We start from the raw sequence: 23,296 nt of genomic DNA on the forward strand, positions 1-23,296 counted from the left end.
CTACCCGCCATCCGCTGCCCGCTTCCCGTAAAACAAAGGCAATTCTGGCTTTTACGAGAGGCGGTAAGCGGTGAGCGTTTTCAATTAGCCGTAACGGAACTCAATACCAAAGGTACCCTGTGGGTAGTGCCATTTTTTGATAATGGTGTCACCACAGAGAATACGACAGGTACCACACTCCAGGCAGCCAGCGGAGTCAAAATGGATATTGCCATTTTCGTCACGCTTATAAAGGCCAGCAGGGCAGGCAGCTTCCAGCTTGGCAAATTCTGCCGGATCCGGGTTCTCTACCAGTTCGATATGAGGATTGCCTTCATCAACAAAGAATTTGTTAATGCCCAGCTTTACATCAACATTGACCTTCTCGCTCATAGCGCAGTCGCTCCCTTGAAGCCATCTTTAATCAGGTTCATGAAACCGGCCTGCTTCAGGTGAGGCATCACAATTTTCCGCAGTGGAGCAGAAGTGCCGTTCATGGTGTAAAGGTCTTTCATGATGCCGGTCATCATGGTTGGATACTGGTTAAACATTCTTGGGTTATCCAGGAAACCGGGAACCTTCTTATAGAGCTGAAGGTCTTTCATCACAAAGCTGTTATCCAGCGTTGTTTTGTAGGAAGCCAGGCCTGCTTCACTGAAGTCGCCAGCTTCCTTGGCCTTGATGATGGCATTGGCAGCCGCTTCACCGGAGGCAATGGCCAGATCCATTCCCCGAATGGTAAAGCCAATATTCAGACAGAGACCTGCGGCATCACCGGCAATCAGAACGCCATCGCCCACCATCTTCGGCACCATGTCATAACCACCTTCCGGTACAACGTGGGCAGAATATTCTACGGTCTTACCACCAGCGATCAGCGGCTTAACGGTTGGATGATTTTTGAAGTCTTCCATCATCTGAGGAATGCTTTTGCTGACCTTGTCGATGTTATGCAGACCAAACACCAGCCCCAGAGAAACGCTGTCTTCATTGGTGTACAGGAAACCACCGCCCATCTGGCCATCAGAAGGTGAGCCAACAAACAGCCAGGCAGCACCTTCATTATCCATGCAGCCAAAACGATCGTTGATCTGCTGACGGCTCAGCTCAATGACTTCCTTAACACCCACACCGGTGTTGTGTGCATTTACACCGGTCACCATGCCCAGCTTCTGGCCCAGCATGGAGTTCACGCCATCGGCAAGAAGCACGACATCGGCTTCCATCTCTTCGCCACCGGCAATAACACCGCAGACCTTACCGTCGCGAACAATCAGGTCATCAACATGAACACCCGGAACAATGCTGGCACCTTCAGATTCAGCTTGCTCTGCCAGCCACTGATCAAACTTTGAACGCAATACAGCATAAGAGCGACTGCCTAGGTCTGCGGCTTCAGGGCTTGCATAGTCAAGCGTCACACTGCTGCTACCATCCATAAAAGAGACCTTTTCATGGACAATGCAGCGCTCAACTGGTGCTTCTTCAGCAAAGTTGGGGAAGATTTTCTCGATACTGTGGGCATAAAGACGACCGCCGGTCACATTCTTTGACCCTGGAAAATTGCCCCGTTCAATAACCAGTGTTTCCAGACCAGCCTTGGCTAACAGGTACGCACTGATGCAACCGGCAAGTCCTGCCCCGACAATGATTACATCAAATTTATCTTCGGACATGGTGTCCCCTCACTTCTAACGATATGAATCCGGGATTATTTTCTGCAGTAACTTGTCCAGAATCGCTTCCCGCTGCCCGCCGCCCGCTACCCGTAAAAGCATTTGTCTTCTCTTTTTCGGGCAGCGGGAAGCGGGCGGCGGGCAGCGACCACCACAAAATTACGTAAAAATAAATCCTCACTAATTTAAAAGAACGTTATATGGGATGGCCCAGTAATAGATAAGGAAGGTGGAAACCAATACCCCGGCAGCCACCATAATCCAGCCGTAGTAGCGACTTCTGACATACTCTGCCGCCACCGTTTCTGATGCGGGTATCTGGTGAATTTTGTCCTGGTAAGTAATCTCTTCGATGGTCTTGGTCTGGCCTTTTGAGCCCCAGATACCAAGCACGATACTGATGGCTACGCCAATAAAGAAAGGATCAAAAAGATTAACCAATGGCACACCGGCCAGCTCTTTAAGCAGCTTAGCGACCATATACCCAAAGAAACCGCCCGCCATGGCCAGGTAAGCGCCACGTTCTGTCAGCTTCTTACTCCAGACACTGGCAAAAGCAACGTAACCCCAGGATGCCGCGATGATCGTGCTGGCAAACCAGGCAATGACACGGATACTGGCCATATCCATACTGGCAATCATCAGTGACAGCAAACTGACCAGCAGCATCATCCCACGGGTGAAGCGCAGTTGTGATTTCTCACTGGCAAACTTGATATTCAGAATATCGCTGGACAGGCTGAAGCCCACCACCGACAGAAAAGTACATGCTGAAGTAAGACCGGCAGTCAGAATACCCGCGAGCAGAGCTACACCCACCAGCGGAGGCATTAACTCCATGGCAGCCCAGATCATGACCTTTTCAGGCTGATCCATCGCTGGATTCACAGGAATGACACTGATGGACCTCAGATAGAGGTAGAGCAGAAAAATTACCGTCAGCAGCGCCATCATCACACTGGAGCGCAGAATCACATGTTCATTTCGCGCCATCAGGTTCCGGCCAGCCTGCCAGGGGCTTACCGCTACCGTTACCGTTACCAGCCAGATAATGCCCATGGTGATGCCGTAAAACACCATATCAAACTCGGAGCCACCACGAGGGTTACCGTGGTAATCCAGCAGTCCCGGTGGCGTTTCTGGATTACGGGCCAGCGTATCAAGCAGATTCTCAAGACCACCTGCGGCTTCAAATACATAAGGCCCGGCAAAGATCGTGATGCCCAGGAAGAACAGGCACATAACGGTGTCTGTCAATACGCTTCCACGAGCACCGGAATAGAAGGTAAACAGGGTGATGCCGACCCAGGCAATCAAAAGACAGGTTATACGACTGTAACCAGTTAATGTTTCCATCAGCAGGCCGGTACCCTGTAGAACACTGATCAGATAAGCGAACAGGGAGGCTACCGTAATCATGGCAGCCAACCGGCGAATACGAAGGCTGTTAAACCGATTAGAAAAATAGGTAGGCATGGTATTAACCATGGCCCTGCGAATATAGCGACCAAAAAACAGGCCACCGATCACATACCCTCCGGCACAGAGCGTATTCAGTAAAAGCATGGTGGTAATGTTGCCACCGTAGCTGAAAGCGGTATCCCCCATAAACCCATTAGTACTGAGCATGGAGGCAAATAAGGTGCAGGTAATAAATAACGTGGGAGCATTGCGACCGCAGACATAATAATCATCAATGCCTTTAACCTTCATTCCGGCGTATGCACCAATCAACACGAATACAACAATGCTGACAAGAACGCCGGCGGCATAAATACTCATAACCCACTTCCCACAGGTGCGCCCGGTAATGCTTCTGGTGCTGTCACAGATGTTTCTTCAATATTGTTACTATCAATGCTTTGCTGATTGTTAGAGTTGTGTCTTTTTTGCTCAAGATATAAGACTCTATTCATCAACAGGCCAACACCTGACAGAAAGCTGCCAATAAACAATGAAAAAATGATTTCACCCATGATTGAACGTCTCCCTGCCAGTTATAAGAGCGCTTTCCGCTGGCCGCTTCCCGTAAAAGCATATGTCTTATCTTTTTCGGAGAGCAGGCAGCGGAGACCGGACGGCGAATCAGCTGATGCTTATTTCTCGCCAAACGCAGCAGTCAGTGCTGGCACGATCTTGTAAAGATCGCCAACAATGCCGTAGTCCGCGTATTGGAAGATCGGAGCATTTTTGTCCTTGTTCACTGCAACAATCACCTGGGCACTGTTGGCAGCAACCATGTGCTGGATCTGTCCGGAAATACCCAGTGCCAGATACAGTTCTGGTTTTGGCATCACACCGGAGATACCCACATAACGCTCTTGCTCCAGCCACTTCTCGCTCTCAGCGATTGGACGGGAACAACCCAGCTCAGCATCAATGGCAGCACCCAGGGCTTCAGCCATGGCAATGTCTTCTTTCTTGGCAATACCACGGCCGATACTAACGATACGCTTGGCCTTACCCAGGTCTACCTGAGTAGCCTGCTTAGGCTGACGCTCCAGACACTTGATGGCTGCTTTTGGTGCAACGAATTCAACGTTGATGGTTTCACCGGTTCTGGCAGCGTCTTCGCTTTCAGGTGCAAATACACCACCACTGACAACCATCACGGCAAACGGAGAAGCCACTTTCTCCTGACCGTGGGCAAGACCACCGTAAACCATGCGCTTACCGGTAACACCACCGTCTTCAACGGTCACGTCATACGCTTCAGTTACCACACCCGCCTTCAGCTTAACGCCCAGCAGTGAAGCCAGAGCCTTACAGCAGCGAGTGCCTGGCAGCAGAATCAATGCAGAATCGGCAGCTTCAGAGATGGCCTTGGCCATGGTGTCAGCGTAATCTTCAACAATTCGTGAAGTTTCTCTGGCACCCAGCAGATAAACTTTGTCAGCACCCTGGGCGTAGGCTTTTGCTACATCACCATCGGTGCCAATCACAAAAGCAGAAACCACTTCACCCAGTTCGCGGGCACCGGCAAGTACTTCTGCCTGACGGGATTCGACGTCACTGAAAACCCAAACGTTTGCAATCTTACTCATTGGTCAACCTATCAATTCAGAATTTTACGCAGGTGGCTTACCAGCTCAGCGATTTGATCTTCACCGTCGCCTTCAATCATGACGTTGAGGCGTTCTTTCTGCTTGGGTGCTTTGGTTTCCAGCAATTCAACCGATGCTGTGCCCTGCGCTATCCCTTTCTCTACAAACAGCGCTGCTGGTGTCATCGTGCCTACTGGCTTCTTACCGGCAGCCAGAATGGCCTTCATGCCAGGAATAGCAGGGGTGTTGATGTCTGCAGAAACAGAGATAACGGCGGGTAGAGTGACTTCCAGCGCTTCCACTTCACTTTCCAGGGCACGCTCAACCACCAGCTTGCCGTTGTCCGCGGAAACAATTTTGCTGACGCCGCTCAGGGTGGCGACATCCAGCAGTGCACCCAGACGGGTACCAACCTGCTGAGCCAGAAGGTCTCCGGAACCGTCACCACACAGGATCAGGTCAAAGCCAATCTCTCTGGCGGCAGTTGCCATCACTTCGGCCGTCTGCTCTGGCAGCAGATGCGTATAGGCATCATCCATCACCGCAGTCATGGCGTCAGGACCGCGAGACAGGATGTCCTTACGGGCCTTGCTGTTTTCCAGAGTCTTGTCACCCACGCTCAGAGCGGTGATGTGGGCTTCACCCACCAGGCCTTTTACTTCAACAGCTGCTTCAATAGCGTTCAGATCAAATGGGCTGATCTTTGGCGTTGCACGGCTAACGTCCAGTGAGCCATCGGCCTGTACAACGATATCCTGCTCTTCAGGTACCAGTTTGCATCCAACAATAATTTTCATAGTCATTCAGCTTTCTACCTAAACTGCCCGGAGCACTCTGCCCCGGACATACTTCAAAACAGTCTCTGCTCACCGGAACAGAGGAAATGCTCAATACTCTCTATGACCTACTTCCACTCAGCCAGTGCGTAGTTCAGATAGGCAATTTCAGGATCGTTGGCATCAATCACACGGAAGTGGATGGAGTTGTCATCCCACTTCCACATCTGGGTCTTGATGGTGCAGCCTGGATATAGAGACTTGGTGATCCGGGTCTTGAAGCGGGTCAGACGCTCAGGCTCACCAGGTAACAGCGTGTTGATGATGTGACGGCAGGCAAAACCGGCAGTACTTACTGCATGCAGGTTTGGCTTGGGATGGTCAAACTTCTGGGCATATTCCCAGTCAATGTGCTGAGGATGGTAGTCACCATTGAGACGATAGATGATGGCCTGGTTCAGAGGCACCTGTTCCACAACTTCAAAGTCAGGCTCTCTCTCAGGAATCTCAACAATATCTGCAGGTGCTTTTGGACCACCGAAGCCACCGTCGTAAAGACAGCAATCCCAGCTTTCATTGGTAAACAGCAGAGTGCCTTCTTCATCAAAGGTCTCACCAATGTGCTGAGCCAGACAGCCACGGCCTGGACCACGGTCGTAAAGCCCCTTCAGTAATACTTTGGTGCTGAGCTTGCCAGACAGTTTGGTCAGAGGCTGATGAAACTTAAGATCAAAGCCCCAGTGCAGGGAACCGCCCCATTCAAAACCAAAGTCGATGGTTTTGGTGACTTCGCTGTCCACAATCGGCATGGCAGCAAACATTGGCAGAATTTTCTGATCCTTTTCGTAAACGTACTCAAGATCAGTCTTGCCATCGGCACCGGCACCACAACCCAGGCCAAAGATAATCAGTTCACGGAAGTCATATTCCCGTTCAAAAGGGCCGTAGGTTTTGCCCTGCATATCCAGTTTTAAAGCCATGTCGATTCTCCACTATTAATTAAGAGGATGTGTCTTTTGCTGTTTATTTCACAACGTGTATTCAACAATCAGGTTTTAAATCTTTTCACTCAGGTTTATTCAGCAGATAAAGGATCCGGATCGGTCCAGACACAAACCCGCTCATTCTTCAGCACGCTTTTTTTAACTTTACCGGTACTGGTTCTTGGCAACTTCTTTCGAAACTCAATCACTGCCGGAACTTTGAATTTGGCCAGTCTTTCTGAGCAGTACCCCTGAATATCCGCTTCGGTCAGGAAGGCATTCTCTTCCTGAACAACCACGGCTTTCACAATCTCATCGTACATTTCATCAGGAACACCAATCACAGCAGCATCCAGAATCTGTGGGTGAGTGAGCAGTGCATTTTCAATTTCGGTGCTGGAAATATTTTCACCGGACCGTTTGATTAAATTGACATTGCGATCCACAAAGAAGAAATACCCGTCGTTATCCATGCGGGCAAAGTCACCGGTATGCAGCCAACCTTCACTGTCATAGGTTTTAGCGGTGGCTTCCGGGTTGTTGTAATACTCTCTGAACAGTGTTTTCCCGGGGATGCCCTTGATGACAATTTCCCCTAATTCACCCGGCTTCACTTCCTGGTTATCAGCATCGACAATTCGAACGTCATAGCAGAAGCCGGGCCTGCCAATAGAGGGCCAGCGTCTTTCAAAGCCAGGCGTGTCGGTGATATTGCCGACAATGGTTTCCGTCATTCCGTAAGAAGTTAACAGCCTGACATTAAACCGGTGGGTAAATTGTTCTTTCTCTTTTTCAGAGAGATTCAAATAAAAGAGAACTTCTCGTAACTGATGATCTTTTTCCCAGGGGGCTTCTGGCTGCAACATCAACGTGCGTATCACTAAAGGAATACACTCGGTAACCGTTGCCCGGTGGTGACAGATCTGTCCCCAGAATTTCGTTGCACTGTATTTTTCCACCAGAATCAATGCTGCACCGGAATGAAAGGCTGGCATTGCCGTTGTGCATTGAAAATCAATGTGACAGGCCGGCATGATGGTCAAATAACGGTCATTATCTCTCAGTGAGCACATCCATGAGCTGTAATGTCCCGCAAACAGCAGATTGTAATGGGTGATTACCACACCTTTTGGACAGGATGTTGTTCCGGAAGTAAAAATAATCTCGGCAATATCATCACTGCTGACAGGCACATTCTGGAGGAGTTCCGAAGGCTGATTTTTTAATTCTCTGGAAAAATTGATGGTTCCTGAAGATTCAATGTGATCCGCAATACGGGCAACAAGAATGTTTGGCTGACTGCCACCCGCATCTTCACTCTGATAGTGAGAAACAAACTGTGACTCAACGATCACTGTTTTTATTTCACAGTGTTGAATGATGTATTCACATTCATTTCTGAGGCATTGGGCATTTATGGGAACGGTAATTGCGCCAATTTTAGCCAGTCCAAACCAGCTGATCAGAAATTCGGGGCAGTTATTCAGTTGTGTGGCAACACGGTCGCCTTTCTCAATACCAAGACTGAGAAACAGGTTAGCGGCCCGGTTAATTTCACCATTAAATTCGGCGTAGGAATATTCACTGATATTGCCTACCGCGTCCTCAAATACGACAGCTGTTTTTGAACCATGCATCGCTGCTAGCTGGTCCCAGGCTTGTCGGATATTTTTGTTGCCCACTAAGTCCACTGAATCACCCCATCACTGAGCAGCAGGTTGTCTTTTGCTCAGTTTTTCTTCTCTAGAAGGTGGGCGTCATGCCCACCTGAAACTCCATGCTGTTTATCGAACGGCATTACTCTGTGGCAGGAACAGTTCCCAGTTTGACGATGCCCTTCTCCGCCAATGCCTGAATGGCTTCATCGCTGTAGCCAATGTCACCGAGAATATTGGCGGTATCCATTCCGTGCGTTGGCATACCACGCCATACCTTGCAGGGATTGTTCTTGAAGCGCGGCATGATATTTGGGCCTTTGTACATCTGGCCGGACTGGGTTTCCCACTCAATAAAGGAGTTACGAGCTACGTACTGTGGATGGGATTCCAGTTCAGGGATGTCCAGTACCTTGGAGAAGGCAATACCATACTCACCGTAAATGGCCTGGGCTTCAGCAATGGTCTTACCAGCCAGGAATTCATCCAGATGATCTTCGACCAGCTGTGCAGAAGGTGACTTCCGGCTGATAAGCTGGATACCTTCAGGAAACTCTTCGGTGCCCAGCAGGTGCCCAATACCAATGGCGGGGAACATTTTTTCAATCGGTCTGGCACCTACCAGCTCCATAACCACGTAGCCGTCACGGCACTTGTACACTCCGCAGCCAACGTACAGTGGGTCTTTACCACGGGTCATACGTGGGCACATTTCACCGCCGTTGAGGTAGTCCATCATGTAATACTGACCAACGTGAAGCATCACTTCATACATAGCCACATCAATGCTTTCGCCAACACCGGTTTTGTGAACATTGTGCAGCGCAGCCAGAACAGAGCTGGTTACCGCAAAGCCGGAGATATAATCAGCGGTGTATGGGAAAGCAGGCATTGGCTGATCCACATCACCGTTCTGGATCAGGTAACCACTGAAGGCCTGAGCGATGGTGTTATAAGCGGCACTATTCGTGTATTCGTCCACGCCAAATTGACCAAAGCCGGACAGGTGGGCAATAACCAGTTTCTTATTGTGTTCCCACAGCAGTTCGTCAGTGATACCACGGCGTGCAAAAGCAGGCCCCTTACTGGCTTCGATAAAGATGTCTGCTGTTTCAATTAACTTAAGAAATGCTTCTTTACCTTCATCCGAAAAGATATTGATAGCCAGGGCATGAAGGTTTCTACGGGACATTTCCGGATAGTTAGGCTGAACCCGGATGGTATCGCCATAGGCAGAGTGCTCAATCCAGATAACTTCAGCACCCCACTCGGCCAACATCTGTGCTGAATAAGGTCCAGCCACTTCGATGGCTGAAAAAACAACCCTCAATCCCTTCAAGGGACCAAAACCCGGTGTAAACAGTTTATTGGACATGGTGTTTTCTCAAGGGGTAACGCAAATTACCCGCTTTTAATACTGCTCTTGTTGCTGACCCTTTTGGCTTTGTTCCGGGAAGCAACGCTTCTCGCCGCCCGCTACCCGCGACCCGTAAAAGCTTTCGGGCAGCGGGTAGCGGGTAGCGGATGGCGACAAGTGATGTTTATCGGTACTTCTTCAGAACCTGACGACCCAGTGTCAGGATCTGCATCTCGTCGGATCCACCAGATACACGATCCACACGAAGGTCGCGCCAGAAACGTCCAACGCGATGACCGGTAATACCGATACCACCAAGAACCTGCATGGCAGAGTCCACTACTTCGAAGGCAGCATTGGCACAGAAGTATTTACACATGGCAGCGTCACCGGAGTTCACAGTGCCGTTGTCGCACTTCCATGCAGTTTCATAAACCATGTTCTTCATGGCGTTCAGTTTGATCGCCATGTGAGCAAATTTTTCCTGGATCAGCTGGGTACGACCGATGGCTTCACCAAACTGGATACGCTGGTTGGCGTACTTGGCAGCGTCTTCAAAGGCACACAGGGCAATACCGTAGTTGGTGCAGGCCACCAGGAAGCGCTCTGCATCGAACTCTTCCTTAACACGGTTAAAGCCATTGCCTTCAGAGCCGAACATGTCCTTCTCTTCCAACTCAACGTTGTCGAAAATTACTTCGCAGCAGCTGTCCATGCGCAGGCCGATCTTGTCCAGCGGGTTCAGCTTGATGCCTGGCTTGCTCATATCCACAAACCACTCAGAGAATACTGGTGAGTCTGGAGACGCTGAGTCACGGGCCATCACCACCAGATAAGGGCAGTGTGAGCTACTGGTGATAAAGCACTTGTGGCCGTTCAGATAGACTTTGCCATCCTTGCGGGTATAAGTGGTTTTCAGGCTACCGACGTCAGAACCGGCGCTTGGTTCAGTAATGGCAGAGTTCCACATCTGCTGGCCAGTACCACGCAGAGCAAAAATCTTGTCGATCTGTTCCTGGGTACCGTGGCGCAGCATGGTGTTGAAGCCAGGCAGCTGATACAGCACATAAGTAGGCGCACCGTGACGTCCAAGTTCTTCCCAGATAGCAGTCAGGGTAACCAGGCCAGCGTCCATACCGTCGTGTTCTTCTGGCAGCAGCATAGTGTCGATGCCCAGTTCAGCCAGAGCCTTCACCCAGCGCAGTGGGTATTCGTGCTTTTCGTCACACTCAACGAAATAGGCTTCCCAGTTCTCTCTTTCCATCAGTTCGCGGACACCCGCAACAAACAGTTCCTGCTCGTCAGATAAATTAAAATCCATGTCTAATACTCTTCTTTCTTAAGTGGTGCTTGTTTCAAAAATGCTGCTTCACTGAATAATTGATTTACCAGCGATTCTTTTTGGCATCTTTCAGGAATGCCCAGATAACCAGAATATTTACGATGGCCAGTGGCGCGCCCCCTGCGATGATTGCTGTCTGCAGAGGCTTCAAGCCACCCAGGGCAAGCAGGGTAATACCCAGAATCCCCACCAGCAGAGACCAGCCAAGTCGAATCCACAGAGGTGGTTCGTCGTAACCAGTCGCTTCCTTACAGGTAGACATGGCCAGGGTGTAAGAACAGGCGTTTACCAGGGTGATCGTGGCCAGGAAGCAGAGCACCAGGAAGACACCGATGGTGAAGGTGCTGAGTGGCAGTGTTGCCCAGATTTCGATAATGGCCCGTGGTACATCGTTCTCACTGATGATGGTGCTGATATCCAGCAGTCCCTTGTGCATAACCTCAACGGTATAGCTGCCGAGGATGCCCCAGAGTGTCCATGTGGTCAGAGTAAGACCGCCCACCATGCCCAGACAGAGTTCACGTACTGTTCTGCCCTTGGAGATACGGGCAAGGAAGATGCACATCTGGATGCCGTAAATCATCCACCAGGCCCAGTAGAAGACGGTCCAGTTCTGAGGAAAACCACTCTCACCGATGGCATCGGTATAGAACAGCATCCTGCCGGCATTCATCAGGAGAACACCAAAGGAGTCGGTGAAGTAATTCAGAATAAAGGTGGTACCACCAACGATCAGAACCCAGGCAAGAACAAAGATACTCAGGTAGCTTCTCAGGTCACTGGCGATACGGATGCCTTTCTGAAGACCGAAGGCCACACAGATCGCGTTGAACACAATAAGGAAAGAAATGATCGTGGCATCAACTTCAAGGCTACGCTCAATACCAAAGAGATACTCAATACACTCAGTAACTAGTGGTGTTGCCAGACCAAGACTGGTACCCATCGCCAGAATCAGCGCAACGATGTACAGGTTATCTACGAAGGTTCCAAAAAGGCCGTTACTGTGCTTTTCACCCACCAGTGGTTCAATGGTCTTACTGGGGCGAATAACATTGACCTTTTTCACATACAGGAAGTAGCCAAAAGCAACACTTAACAGACTGTAGGTTGCCCAGGGTAAAGGTCCCCAGTGGAAAAGAGAGTAGGCAACGCCGTATTCTTTTGCCTGTTGAGAGAAAGGTTCAATACCGAATGGAGGAGTGAGGATATAGTAATAAACTTCAATCGTACCCCAGAAAAGTACGGCTGCCGACGTACACGAGGCAAACATCATGAAGATCCAGCTGGCAGTACTGAATTCAGGTTCCTCATCACCCAGCTTTTTATTGGCATAAGGGCCGAAGAGTAACCAGAAATAACCGCCCAGCATGATGACCATGTACCACTCAAATGCCCAGGCCCATTTGTAGGTCACATATTGAAAGACCTGGTTAATTACCTGATTAGCGGCATCCAGGTCCCGAACCGTGAAATAAATCAATATGGCAACAATAGCTAACGAAGGTATTGCTATCTTCGTATCTATTTTTATTGCCTTTTTTGGTTCAGCATCCATTCAAACTTCCCCCTATTAAAAGCCTTGAATAACATACTAAAAAGCTAATCTGATTTTTGGGTATTCAATCTTTTTTCTATAAATAAGTATTTTTAACAATGGATCAATTGAATACTCGAAAACAGACTCTGAAACAGAAAATGAATAATCTGGAATAAAAATTAATTCAGAATTTTACGAATAACTCATCATGAAGAAGACCAGATCTTAAGGTCGCCATAGCAGGACAACTGGTCTTTAAATGATCAACAACACGTCATAGTAATAAATGCAACTTCTCCCATTCATGTTAATCAGGAGATAAAAAATAAGCGCTTCTAAGAAGGCAGGCAGAATATAATATACTCACTATTTCCATAATTTGATTTGAAGCAATTATTGGATGAATAGTTTTTTCCTTTATCTTTCATTTACTATTCATAATCTTAAAGATTTTTGAGCGTTTTTTAAACAACACAAAGCGTACGTCACTATTTATTAGAAAACAGATTAAATATTATTCAGGATAAATATTGTTCTACTGTTAACTGATTGAGCAGCGGTTAAAAAAAGCACTAATAAAATAGTCAAACTTATTAACCTGGATCAATTCCTCAACCATCCATACAAAAATACATTTCAATAATTTGATGAGAATCATTTATTAATTATCAAAACATATCCGAATCGAAGAGCATTACTTTCTAAGAAATAAAACAATCATCTTGAGAAAAAGCATTACCGGCGAAATCCTATATCTTTTTAACAACCCAGCTCTGATCTCTGAAATGTACTTTTTAGGAAAGCCTTTATAACAATGACTCATTTTTATAAAGGCTGTTTGTGACAGGATTCTCATATTGAATTTCTGTATCCAGAAAGATACATAACCCAACATTAACCGGATACCTGATCCTCCTGACGACAAAGTAACCCCATCACCAGACATTGGGCCAAGTGCATAGAGGTACTCAATGAGCGCATCCCCATCATTTCCGCTTCTTTAACCTGAAGCCCGTGGGTAATCACTTCTTTGCAGGGATGGATACTGTGATCGGTCAGAACCAGAGATGGGCAATGTCGCTCATGGGCAATCTGAATGCACTCATTGGTCTCATCGGCATGCGGGTGATAGCTGACAGCCAGAAGCAGGTCATTTTCGGTTAGCCTCTTTAACTGATTTTTATGCATAGCACCCACGCCATCAAGCAGAATAACGTCAAGATCAGCGCGCATCAGGGCATAGCAAAGGTAATAAGCCACCGGAAATGCACGACGAGCGCCGGTTACATAAATGATGCGGGCATTGCTCATCAAATCGAGCGCTTTGTCAAAATCGGCTGGAGAGATATCTACAGAAAGGTTTTCAATCGCCAAGCTCTGCGGGCCGGAAAAAGCATCCAGTAAATGATGACCTTCTTTAATCGCACCGGTCATTTCCGACGCATGTCGAACCCGCTCACGATAGCCACTGACCTGCCCTTTCAACTGACTGCGGTACAACTGCTGCAATTCAGAGAAACCGGCAAAGCCAAAGAAGTTGGCAAAACGCACCAGGGTTGAAGGGGACACGTCAATCTCACCGGCAATCACCACCAGATTTTCCAGCGCAACCGTATTCGGGTTCTGAACAAAAAAGTCCCCGACCAGTCGCAGCCGCTTACTCATGGAGTCGTAGCGGTTAATGATTGCACTTTTCAGTTCTTCAAGTGTCTGTGGCGTTGCTGGTTTCAGCTCAGTATTCATATTTAGTAACTTTGGTAATGGGCCAGATTCCAAGTAGCCTTTCATGAAGCCGTTCCCCGAGTGCTATAAAAAACCCATTACCTGTTTTTGATCTCTTCTTTTGGCAGCTCAGGGAAGAACTTTATTATATACGGACTAGTGTTTGAAAATTAGCCAATATTCTTCCCGTAGAACAGCTCCAGTTGATGACGAGCAGCGTCTTCAACAGCCAACATCGCCGCTGCCATCAAGACCGGCCGGTCAAATTCCTCAGGATTGGCGATCATCGTTTCCCGAAGCTTACGGCCAAAGGCCATGCGCAGAACGGTGCCAATATTAAATTTAGCGACAGCCCCCTTACGCATTCTGGTCAGGTCTTCTTCCTTAATACCACTGGTGCCATGAATAACCAGAGGGGTCTCTACCGCATCAGCAATACGCGCCAGACTGTCATGATCAATCGTGGCCGTTGGCTCTTTCAGACGATGGATATTTCCTACGGATACGGCTACGGCATCAACACCGGATTCTCTGGCAAAAGCGGCGGCTTCAAACGGATCGGTAGCAATGGTTTTAATGTGTGGACGAATATCGTCGTAAGGAACGGAACCAATCTCCCCTTCAACAGACACACCACAGGCATGAGCGACGTCAACCACTGCACGGGTACGACGTATATTCTCTTCCAGGGGTAACTGAGAACCATCAAACATCACGGAGCTGAAACCATGATGAATGCCCTTGAAAATAATATCCTCCTCATACGTATGATCAAGGTGAGCACAGACCGGTACACTGGCCTCTTTTGCCAGAGCACTGATCATCTGAGCAGCACTCGCAACTCCCATAAAATCCACAAGGGTTTTATTAGCGGCGAGAATGACCGGTCGGTTCATTTTTTCGGCTGCATTAACCACTGCCCTGGCATCTTCATAGCCAAAAACATTAAAGCAGGGTACGGCATAATCTGATTTTGCTGCTTCCGGCAGCAGGTCCCCAAGGTTCACCAACATGGTCTTTCCACCTTACTATTGAGAGAGGGAAAGTACTGCAGGCTCCCTTACCCCCTACTGCAGTACCCCCAAATTGTCACAGCCATTTACTTGAATTTGGCAATCATGTCTTTGATACCGGGAATGGTGTTCACCTGATCAGCATGAGCCGGCTCAAAGTACTGGATCAAAGACTTGGAAGTTTCACCAACGATGATGGTGAAGTAATACATCTGATAGCCTGGTGCCGCTACGCTTGGGTGATAGCCTTTGTCGATCGCGATAACACTGCCATCTTTCACCATGTAGCAAGGGCCACACTTTTCTTCTTCGGCATAGAGGAACTGGGCACCAAATCCCTGGGGAGGATCAAAGCGGAACTGGTAAACCTCTTCGTAACGCGTTTCGATCCCTTCACGATCTTCATCGTGCTTATGAGTCGGGAAGCCAGACCAGCCGCCCTTGCCCACGGTAAACAGCTCACTGACCAGAAGGCGACCACGCTTGTCTGCATTAGCCTGACCGAGAACGTGTTTGATCTTACGGTGGGTTTTGGTGTCATCGCTGCCATACTGAACCGCCTGAACGTCATCAGGACGAACGGCAAATGGCGTCAGTTTCTCTTCATAGCGTCCACCGGCAATCATGACCTCGGCATGATCACTGATGCACTCAATAAGCACTTCGCTGTCAATTGGGGCATAAACTGCACTGGGATGACCATCCCAGATACGCTCGCGCTCACCAATATTTTCGAATACTTCGCCATCAACGGTGATGCGACAGGTACCATTGGCCAGTACGGCTGCCGTTTCATAATTTCCCAGGCGATAAGTGTGAGTGCCACCCTTTACCAGCTTGACGCTGTTGAAATAACAAAGCGGTGTTGTATCGTCGTTTTCTGCAATAATCGCTTCGTTGCGATTATCAAAAGGTTCAATATGCTTGCCCATGTTTAACTCTTTCCCGGAGTGGTTTTTTAAGCCTTCCGCTTCCCGCTGCCCGCTCCCCGTAAAAGCATTTTTCTTGTCTTTTTCGGGTGGCGGGCAGCGGACGGCGGGAAGCGTCTTAACAACGTTCAGCGATAAATTCAGCCAGCTCTTCACTGGTTGGCATAGCTTCAGTGCAGGTATCTCTCGAGACGTTAATGGCAGCTGCTGCCGATCCCATCTTCACCGCTTCTCTGAGGCTCTTGCCACGAATCAGTGCCAGTAGTGTGGTACCTGCATAAGAGTCACCGGAGCCAAATGGCTTTTTCACAGTGACCGGGAAAATACCCTGCTCAAAACGCTCGCCATCGCGGGTGTATACCTTGGAACCCAACTCACCCGCCTTAAGCAGAATGATCTGGGTCTCACCCGTCATGAAACGCTTCGCAGTAGCATCATCATCACGGTTGTTCGGAGCAATCAGCGCTTCCAGAACATCAAACTCTTCACGGTTGCCAATCAGGATGTGAGCCATGCTGGCAGCCTGCCGGTAATAAATCGCACTCTCTGCTTCTGACTTCCAGGAATAAGCGCGGTAATCAAGGTCCAGCGCAACAATGGTTCCCACTTCTTTCGCCACAGACATGGCATGGAACACCGCTTCCCGGGATGGGCTTTCTGACAGCGCCGTTCCGGTTACCAGCAGCACTTTGGCACTGGCGATGTAATCGCGGTCAATATCTTCTGGGGTCAGTGTCAGGTCGGCTGCATTATTCCGGTAGATAACCACCGAGCCACCGGATGGTTTCAGCTCGCAGATAGCCAGACTGGTTCTTGATCCGGAGTCGTCTACTTTTACGCCCCTCAAATCGATACCAAACCCTTCCAGGTAATGGCAGACAAACTGTCCAAGAACGTCGTTCGATACACCACTGATCAGACCAGGGCGACCGCCCTGACGGGCGATCGCAGCGCTGATGTTCGCGGGCGAACCGCCGACGAACTTGTTGAAGCCAGTGACATCGTTCATGTCGGTGTTGGCTTCACGGGCGTAAAGATCGACTCCAGCTCTTCCCATACTGATCACATCCAGTGGACGGTCTTTCAGGGAAGGATTCTGAAAATCGATTGTGGTCATACATTCACCCACTGGCTGCCGTTGTCTGCGGATTCAACGCAACGCTCGATAAAGCGTACTCCTTCGATACCATCGTCAATGCCAGGGAACCAGATACTGGCCAGTTCCTGCTGGGCATCGTTGTCAGCAGCGATCATGGCATGACCCATGTTGCGGTAGAGGTTAGCCCAGGAGTCGAACAAGCCTTCAGGGTGGCCACCACCGATCCGCTCAAATCGTGCTGCATCGTGCAGATAGCCCATACCGCGATCCAGCTTGCGGAAAGGCTCGCCCAGTGGTGCGTATTCGATCTGGTTTGGATGCTCATCCCACCAGCGGATGGTGCCCTTCTCACCAATGACTTCTACTTTGAAGTCGTGGACGTTACCGACGGCTACAGCAGAACACCAAAGCGTACCTACCGCACCGTTCTTGTAACGGATCATGACGTGTGCATCGTCTTCCAGCTGACGGCTTTCTACAAAGCTCTTGCGCATGCAGCTCAGGCTGTCCATCTCCATGCCACTGATCAGATGACCCATCTGCAGACAGTGAGTACCGATATCACCCAGAACATAGGAAGGACCGGAAGCTTCCGGGGTTACACGCCAGGCCAGACCCGGGTCGTTCTTTTCAACTTCTTCCGCATGGTAGCCGTGGGCAAACTGCATGTGGACGATACGAACCTTACCGATATCACCACGCTTAACCATTTCACGGGCCTGGGCGATGGTTGGGTAACCGGTGTAGCCATACATCACGCCGAATACACGATTGTGCTTCAGGGCAATTTCTTTCAGTTCTTCAGATTCAGCCGCTGTAAACGTCAGTGGTTTTTCACACACGACGTGCATGCCATGCTCAAGCGCCATTTTGGAAATGGCATAGTGAGTGCTGTTAGGCGTAGCGATGGTGACGGCCTGAATACCGTCTTCACGCTTGCTTTCCACTTCGATCATCTGCTGGTAATCGTCATAGCAACGATCAGCATCCAGACCCAGCTCTTCCACACCAAAGGCACGGCCACGCTCAGGGTTTACGTCGAAAGCGCCAGCAACCAGTTTAAAGTTACGGTCACGCTGGGCTGCATCACGGTGGATATAACCGATCTGGCTGCCCTTGCCACCACCAATCTGCCCCCAGCGCAGTGGCTGCTTCAGGTTATCAGTGCGAATCATGGTCTTACTCTCAAATGGTCTTAAAAATGTTTTGAATTAATTTTTTCTGGTTCGGGCAGGCTTCCCCACCTGCCCGTTATCCATAACGTATTGATTCAGTTTTCTATTGGGTGATCAGACGCCGGGGCGCTGGTACATGCGATTTTCTTCCCAGTCAGCAACCGCTTTGGCAGTACGGTCATCACGGGTAACTTTTGGCAGACCCACTTCCCACCAGCAGTCACACTTGGACCAGGCGTTCGGATCGATATCCACAACAATGGCAGTGGTTCGGTCAGCGGCCTTGGCTTTAGCGAACGCTTCATCAAACTCATGCATGCCACTGATCTTGATCGCCAGAGCACCCTGAGCTTCTGCATGCTTGGCAAAGTCAACACGGGCCAGTTCACCCGTTACTTCACGACGGCAGTCTTTCAGAAGATTATTGAAGGACTCGTTACCGGTGTTGTTCTGCAGCTTGTTGATAACGGCAAAGCCAGCGTTATCACACACCACCACAATCATCTTGTGACCGGTCAGGACAGAGCTGTAGATATCGGAATTCATCAGCATGTAAGAGCCGTCACCCACCAGAACCACAACATCATTGTCCGGATTGGCAATCTTGGCACCCCAGCCACCGGCAATTTCATAACCCATGCAGGAGTAGCCAAATTCGATATCGAACTTACCAAGCTGCATACTCTGCCAGTTCATGGCCAGTTCTGCAGGCAGACCACCCGCAGCTGTCAGAACGGTGTCGCCTTCTTCGGTCAAACGGTTAACAGCACCAACAACCTGGGCGTAAGACGCCATATCGCCTTCAACTGGTGTAATACGCTTGGTGACCAGAGCCTTCCACTCGTTGGTCACTTCCACACCCTTGGCAGTCCACTCTTCAGAGAAACGAACGCCCTGAAGCTGCTCACTCAGTTTTGGCAGTGTGTCGCGGGCATCACCGATCACAGGGACGGAGCGATGCTTGATCGCATCAAAATGCGCTACGTTAATGCTGACAATTTTCAGCGCTTCATCACGGAATACGGACCAGGAACCGGTGGTGAAGTCCTGCAGACGGGTACCAACAGCCAGTACCAGGTCAGCATGGCCAGCCATGTAGTTGGCGGAATCGGAACCGGTAACCCCAATCGGACCGCAGTTCAGCGGGTTGTCCTGAAGCATGGTGGCACGGCCGGCAATGGTTTCTACCACCGGAATGTTGTGGGTTTCAGCAAACGCTTTCAGTTCTTCAGACGCTTCTGAGTAGTGAATACCACCACCACTGATGATCAGCGGACGCTTGGCGTTGCGGAGCAGTTCAGCGGCTTCTGCCACCATGCAGGCTTCTGGTTGTGGACGACGAATTCTGTGTAATTTCTCTTCAAAGAAGCATTCTGGGAAATCAAAGGTATGACCCCAGACATCCTGTGGAACACCCAGGAAAGCAGGACCACAGCTGGCTGGGTCGAGCATGGTGTCAACCGCATGAGGCAGAGAATGAATCAGCTGCTCAGGGTGAGTGATACGGTCCCAGTAACGGGTAACGGCCTTGAACGCATCGTTGGTGCTGATGGTTGGGTTGTGAAAATGTTCGGTCTGCTGCAGTACAGGGTCAGGCAGACGGCTGGCATAGGTATCGCCAGAGATCATCAGCAGCGGCAGACGGTTGGCATGGGCTACACCTGCAGCGGTAATCATGTTGGCAGCACCAGGACCGATGGACGTGGTCGCAACACCAATACGCTGACGCTTATTTGCCTTGGCATAGGCAACGGCAGCCATCGCCATGGACTGCTCGTTCTGGCCACGCCAGGTTGGAATCTTGTCTTCTATATTCTTTAACTGCTGAGAGAAACAGGTAACGTTACCGTGACCGAAAATACCAAAGCAGGTACCAAAGAGTTGCTCAACCTTGCCATCCACCTCAATTTTCTGGGCAACCAGGTATTTGGCCAGTGCTTCTGCAGTTGTTAGACGAATGCGTTTCATTGCTGATTGAACTCGTTAAAAATTTCCCGGAATGTGTTGACTGATGATTCCCGTAAATCCCCCTCTTCGCCCAGTCACCTGGGACAGGCAGGGGGAACACCCCGGGAAACAGTCAGTACTTGTCGACGTAGCAATTAAAAAACTACCGACTTACTCCGCTATCCGCTTCCCGCCAACCGCTTCCCGCAAAAGCAAACTCGTCTTTTTCGGGCAGCGGACATCGGGAGGCGGGAAGCGTAGTTACAGACCTGCTTTAGCCACGTAGGCAGTCAGATTCTTGTAAGCCATGTCTGCATAAGTCTGTGGATGAGCAACCGCAGGATCCTGCTCAGCTTCGACCACCAGCCAGCCTTCGTAATCGAAGTTTTTCAGGGCAGCAAAGATTTCATCCCAGTTCAGGTCACCATCACCAGGTACAGTGAATACGCCGTTCAGAACCGCTTTCAGGAATGGCAGGTCTTTTTCTCGAGCGTCTTTCATGACATCCAGACGAACGTCTTTGGTGTGGAAGTGAACAATACGCTCACCAACAAGACGGATGATTTCAGCTGCATTACCACCACCGTAAGTAGTGTGGGCAGTGTCGAAAGTCAGGCCAACGGATGGGCCGGTGTACTGCATGAACATTTCAAAATCACGTGGGGTTTCGAAGATCGTGCCTACGTGGTGGTGGAATGCCAGGCGAACGCCGTGCTCTTTCAGGTAGTCAGCAAACTGGGTTACCTTGGCTCCGTACTCTTTCCACTCTTCTTCAGTCAGGACTACGCGACCAGACAGAGGGGCTTCGATGTCACCGTGCACCGTGTTGCTGACTTCACCGGCAACCATGACTTTGCAACCGCAGCCTTTCATCAGGGCCAGATGGCTCTGAACCGCTTCAATCTCTTCTTCTACAGAGCGATGGCACAGTTCCAGGCTGTACCAGCCAGAAGCCAGAACCAGGCCATTTTCTTCCAGTTTTGGTTTCAGCTCTTCAGTAGTACGTGGATACTTCACACCCATTTCAGAACCTTTGAAACCAGCCTGATGCATACCTGCCAGACAGGTTTCCAGAGCGATCTCACCGCCCAGGCTAGGCATGTCATCGTTGCTCCAGGTCAAAGGACTGATTGCCAGTTGTACCTTGCTCATTGTTACGACTCCTAAGGTTTGGTATGAAGGGAAGCCCTTCTGATTTTCTTCAAACAGTTCGTCACGGCGTTGACGCTATCTAACAAAAAAAACGAATTTCCAGTCAACATGGTTTTAGAAAATATTTTCCAGTTCTGCACTTTTTTTGACAAGCATCAACGTTTCAAAGAACAAAAAAACTCATCCTTTCACCATCTCGAAACAGTCACGGCGCAAAACTGCCCGAAAAGAAACACGCTGTTTCTTTTTTAATCATACTTTGTCGTTTATTAACGAATTTCAGGAAGTGCTTTGTTCATCCCTGAAAGGATGTGAAAGAAGAACGGAAGTGTCGGGCTGGCGGTCGGCCAGGTGGATGAGGGCAATGGATACCAGCTAACAGCGGTATCACTGTCTTGGGGAAGAGCATCTGTCATCAGACAGCCCCTGGCTGGCCTTTCAAAAAAGAATGGTCAGGAAATCATTGTGAAATCGAGTCAAACCCACGATATTCAATATGTAATCCGTATCTGTATGGTTTCAGCACTGGGAGGGCTGCTATTCGGTTACGATACCGCCGTTATTTCCGGCGCCATTGGGCCTCTGAGAGAGTACTTCTCTCTGACTCCGGCCATGACCGGATGGGCCGTATCCAACGTGGTGGTAGGTTGCATCATCGGCAGTTACTTTGCCGGTAAACTCAGCTACGCCACAGGCCGTAAGAATGCATTGATTATTGCCGCTGTCCTCTTCTTCATCTCCGCCCTTGGCTCTGCAATTGCCTCCAACTTCACCTGGTTTGTTATTTACCGAATGATCGGCGGCCTGGCTGTGGGTATCGCATCGGTAATCTCTCCGATGTACATGTCTGAAGTTGCTCCAAAAGACTATCGCGGTCGTACAGTAAGCATGCACCAGCAGTCAGCTGTTATCGGTCAGACGGTGGTGTTCTTTGTTAACTTCCTGATTGCCCGCGGTGCCTCTGAGCTCTGGCTTGTTGATATGGGCTGGCGCTATATGCTGGGTTCCGAAGTTATTCCAGCATTACTGTTTGGTGGTTTGCTGTTCCTGATTCCTGAATCTCCACGCTGGTGTGTACTTAAAGGACGGGACAAACAGGCACTGGACATTCTCAGCCGCATCTCCAACCCTGATCACGCTCAGCGGGTACTGGCAGACATTAAAGCTTCCATGAAAGATACCGGCAGCAAAGGCAGTGTCAGCATCCTTAAGTCCGGCCTGATGCCTGTTGTAATCATCGGTATCATGATCGCCAGTATGCAGCAGATCATCGGTATCAACGTGATTATGTATTACACACCAGAAATCCTTAAGCCTCTGGCTGGCGGAACCGAGATGGCACTTCTGCAGACCATAGTGATACCAATCGCATTTTCTAAATCCTTAAGCTGCCGCCAACTATGCTTAGGCATCATTACCATGCATTATCTAGAACAGATGTCTCGTCGACCACAGCTACCCGAAGGTTTTAATGATGTTGATTTTCAGCATGCTGCCCGTCATGCAGATGATAATCGTGAATGTATCCGGTTGTTGGGATTGTCATTTATACAACAAGGACATTCTGTTTCTGAGACATCCATACTTCTTAAAGTCACCAATGATGCGGTTCATGACTGGCTGCATCGATTTAAAGAGGGTGGCCTTCCAGCTATGAAGGATCAGGGTGGGAGGGGGCGAAAGCCCATAATTCCTGAAGAATCTCATGATGAGTTTAAAGAAGCTGTTCTCCAGTTGCAGGACGACAAGGACGGAGGGCGTATCATTGGTCGGGATGTTCTTAAACTGTTGGAGGAGGAGTTCCAAACTGAATGCGACCTACGGACAGTTTATAAGCTACTACATAGAGTAAAGTTGTCGTGGATTTCTGGCAGATCAAAACACCCAAATCAGGATCTTGAAGCGCA

The 23,296-nt window shown here is 49.4% G+C and carries 20 protein-coding genes; 1 reads left to right on the plus strand and 19 read right to left on the minus strand.

Translation table 11 applies throughout. From position 1 onward, the window contains the following. Positions 1–84 precede the first annotated feature (84 nt). The 19 genes from AK963_RS01400 to AK963_RS33060 form a co-directional block, all read right to left on the minus strand. Entirely contained in the window at positions 85–372 is a 288-nt protein-coding gene (locus tag AK963_RS01400) for a ferredoxin family protein (protein ID WP_020582002.1), read from the minus strand. Then, positions 369–1,655 carry an FAD-dependent oxidoreductase gene (locus AK963_RS01405; protein ID WP_066013459.1) on the minus strand — a complete coding sequence of 429 codons (1,287 nt, stop codon included), beginning with the start codon at positions 1,653–1,655 and terminating at the stop codon, positions 369–371. Before AK963_RS01405 ends, AK963_RS01400 begins: the two co-directional genes overlap by 4 nt. Positions 1,656–1,835: 180 nt before the next feature. Then, entirely contained in the window at positions 1,836–3,437 is a 1,602-nt protein-coding gene (locus AK963_RS01410; protein WP_066013461.1) for a sodium:solute symporter family protein, read from the minus strand. Next, on the minus strand, positions 3,434–3,631 hold the full coding sequence (locus AK963_RS01415) for a hypothetical protein (RefSeq protein WP_020581999.1): 198 nt from the start codon (positions 3,629–3,631) through the stop codon (positions 3,434–3,436). The genes AK963_RS01410 and AK963_RS01415 overlap by 4 nt, the downstream gene beginning before the upstream one ends. Before the next feature lie 120 nt (positions 3,632–3,751). Next, complete coding sequence (locus AK963_RS01420; protein ID WP_066013468.1) at positions 3,752–4,699, minus strand: FAD-binding protein; 948 nt, start codon at positions 4,697–4,699, stop codon at positions 3,752–3,754. 11 nt (positions 4,700–4,710) lie between these two features. Beyond that, positions 4,711–5,502, minus strand: coding sequence for a putative electron transfer flavoprotein FixA (gene fixA / locus AK963_RS01425; protein ID WP_238593611.1), 792 nt, complete (start codon positions 5,500–5,502; stop codon positions 4,711–4,713). Between the two features lie 101 nt (positions 5,503–5,603). Next, positions 5,604–6,455: a MaoC/PaaZ C-terminal domain-containing protein gene (locus AK963_RS01430; RefSeq protein ID WP_066013472.1), complete on the minus strand. Its 852-nt coding sequence runs from the start codon at positions 6,453–6,455 to the stop codon at positions 5,604–5,606. 95 nt (positions 6,456–6,550) lie between these two features. Beyond that, positions 6,551–8,149 (minus strand): crotonobetaine/carnitine-CoA ligase, encoded by a 1,599-nt coding sequence (caiC, locus tag AK963_RS01435; protein ID WP_066013473.1) that lies wholly within the window; start codon positions 8,147–8,149, stop codon positions 6,551–6,553. Positions 8,150–8,255: 106 nt separating this feature from the next. Continuing rightward, positions 8,256–9,488, minus strand: coding sequence for an L-carnitine CoA-transferase (caiB, locus tag AK963_RS01440; protein WP_066013475.1), 1,233 nt, complete (start codon positions 9,486–9,488; stop codon positions 8,256–8,258). A 166-nt stretch (positions 9,489–9,654) separates the two neighbouring features. Continuing rightward, entirely contained in the window at positions 9,655–10,791 is a 1,137-nt protein-coding gene (caiA, locus tag AK963_RS01445) for a crotonobetainyl-CoA dehydrogenase (protein ID WP_066013477.1), read from the minus strand. A 64-nt stretch (positions 10,792–10,855) separates the two neighbouring features. After that, the gene (gene caiT / locus AK963_RS01450) at positions 10,856–12,370 is read right to left on the minus strand and encodes an L-carnitine/gamma-butyrobetaine antiporter (protein ID WP_066013479.1); all 1,515 of its coding nucleotides are present in this window, start codon (positions 12,368–12,370) and stop codon (positions 10,856–10,858) included. A gap of 876 nt (positions 12,371–13,246) precedes the next feature. Next, positions 13,247–14,140, minus strand: coding sequence for a MurR/RpiR family transcriptional regulator (locus tag AK963_RS01460; RefSeq protein ID WP_083232382.1), 894 nt, complete (start codon positions 14,138–14,140; stop codon positions 13,247–13,249). Between the two features lie 104 nt (positions 14,141–14,244). Continuing rightward, complete coding sequence (locus AK963_RS01465) at positions 14,245–15,087, minus strand: class II fructose-bisphosphate aldolase (protein WP_066013482.1); 843 nt, start codon at positions 15,085–15,087, stop codon at positions 14,245–14,247. A gap of 86 nt (positions 15,088–15,173) precedes the next feature. After that, positions 15,174–16,172 (minus strand): 5-deoxy-glucuronate isomerase, encoded by a 999-nt coding sequence (locus tag AK963_RS01470; RefSeq protein ID WP_202969699.1) that lies wholly within the window; start codon positions 16,170–16,172, stop codon positions 15,174–15,176. Continuing rightward, complete coding sequence (iolC, locus tag AK963_RS01475) at positions 16,135–17,133, minus strand: 5-dehydro-2-deoxygluconokinase (RefSeq protein WP_066013483.1); 999 nt, start codon at positions 17,131–17,133, stop codon at positions 16,135–16,137. Before iolC ends, AK963_RS01470 begins: the two co-directional genes overlap by 38 nt. Further along, positions 17,130–18,290 carry a Gfo/Idh/MocA family protein gene (locus AK963_RS01480; protein WP_066013485.1) on the minus strand — a complete coding sequence of 387 codons (1,161 nt, stop codon included), beginning with the start codon at positions 18,288–18,290 and terminating at the stop codon, positions 17,130–17,132. Before AK963_RS01480 ends, iolC begins: the two co-directional genes overlap by 4 nt. A gap of 114 nt (positions 18,291–18,404) precedes the next feature. Beyond that, positions 18,405–20,258, minus strand: a complete 1,854-nt coding sequence (gene iolD / locus AK963_RS01485; RefSeq protein WP_066013487.1) for a 3D-(3,5/4)-trihydroxycyclohexane-1,2-dione acylhydrolase (decyclizing) — start codon at positions 20,256–20,258, stop codon at positions 18,405–18,407. Positions 20,259–20,498: 240 nt separating this feature from the next. Beyond that, positions 20,499–21,389: a myo-inosose-2 dehydratase gene (gene iolE, locus AK963_RS01490; protein WP_066013488.1), complete on the minus strand. Its 891-nt coding sequence runs from the start codon at positions 21,387–21,389 to the stop codon at positions 20,499–20,501. Positions 21,390–21,658: 269 nt separating this feature from the next. Next, positions 21,659–21,805, minus strand: coding sequence for a hypothetical protein (locus tag AK963_RS33060; RefSeq protein WP_175404407.1), 147 nt, complete (start codon positions 21,803–21,805; stop codon positions 21,659–21,661). A 49-nt stretch (positions 21,806–21,854) separates the two neighbouring features. On the opposite strand from AK963_RS33060, the gene AK963_RS33065 reads away from it, so the two are divergent. Then, a partial coding sequence (locus tag AK963_RS33065; protein WP_175404408.1) for an MFS transporter occupies positions 21,855–23,296 on the plus strand: 1,442 nt, incomplete at its 3' end.

It is taken from the genome of Endozoicomonas atrinae, assembly GCF_001647025.1.
GTDB classification, from domain to species: Bacteria; Pseudomonadota; Gammaproteobacteria; order Pseudomonadales; family Endozoicomonadaceae; genus Endozoicomonas; species Endozoicomonas atrinae.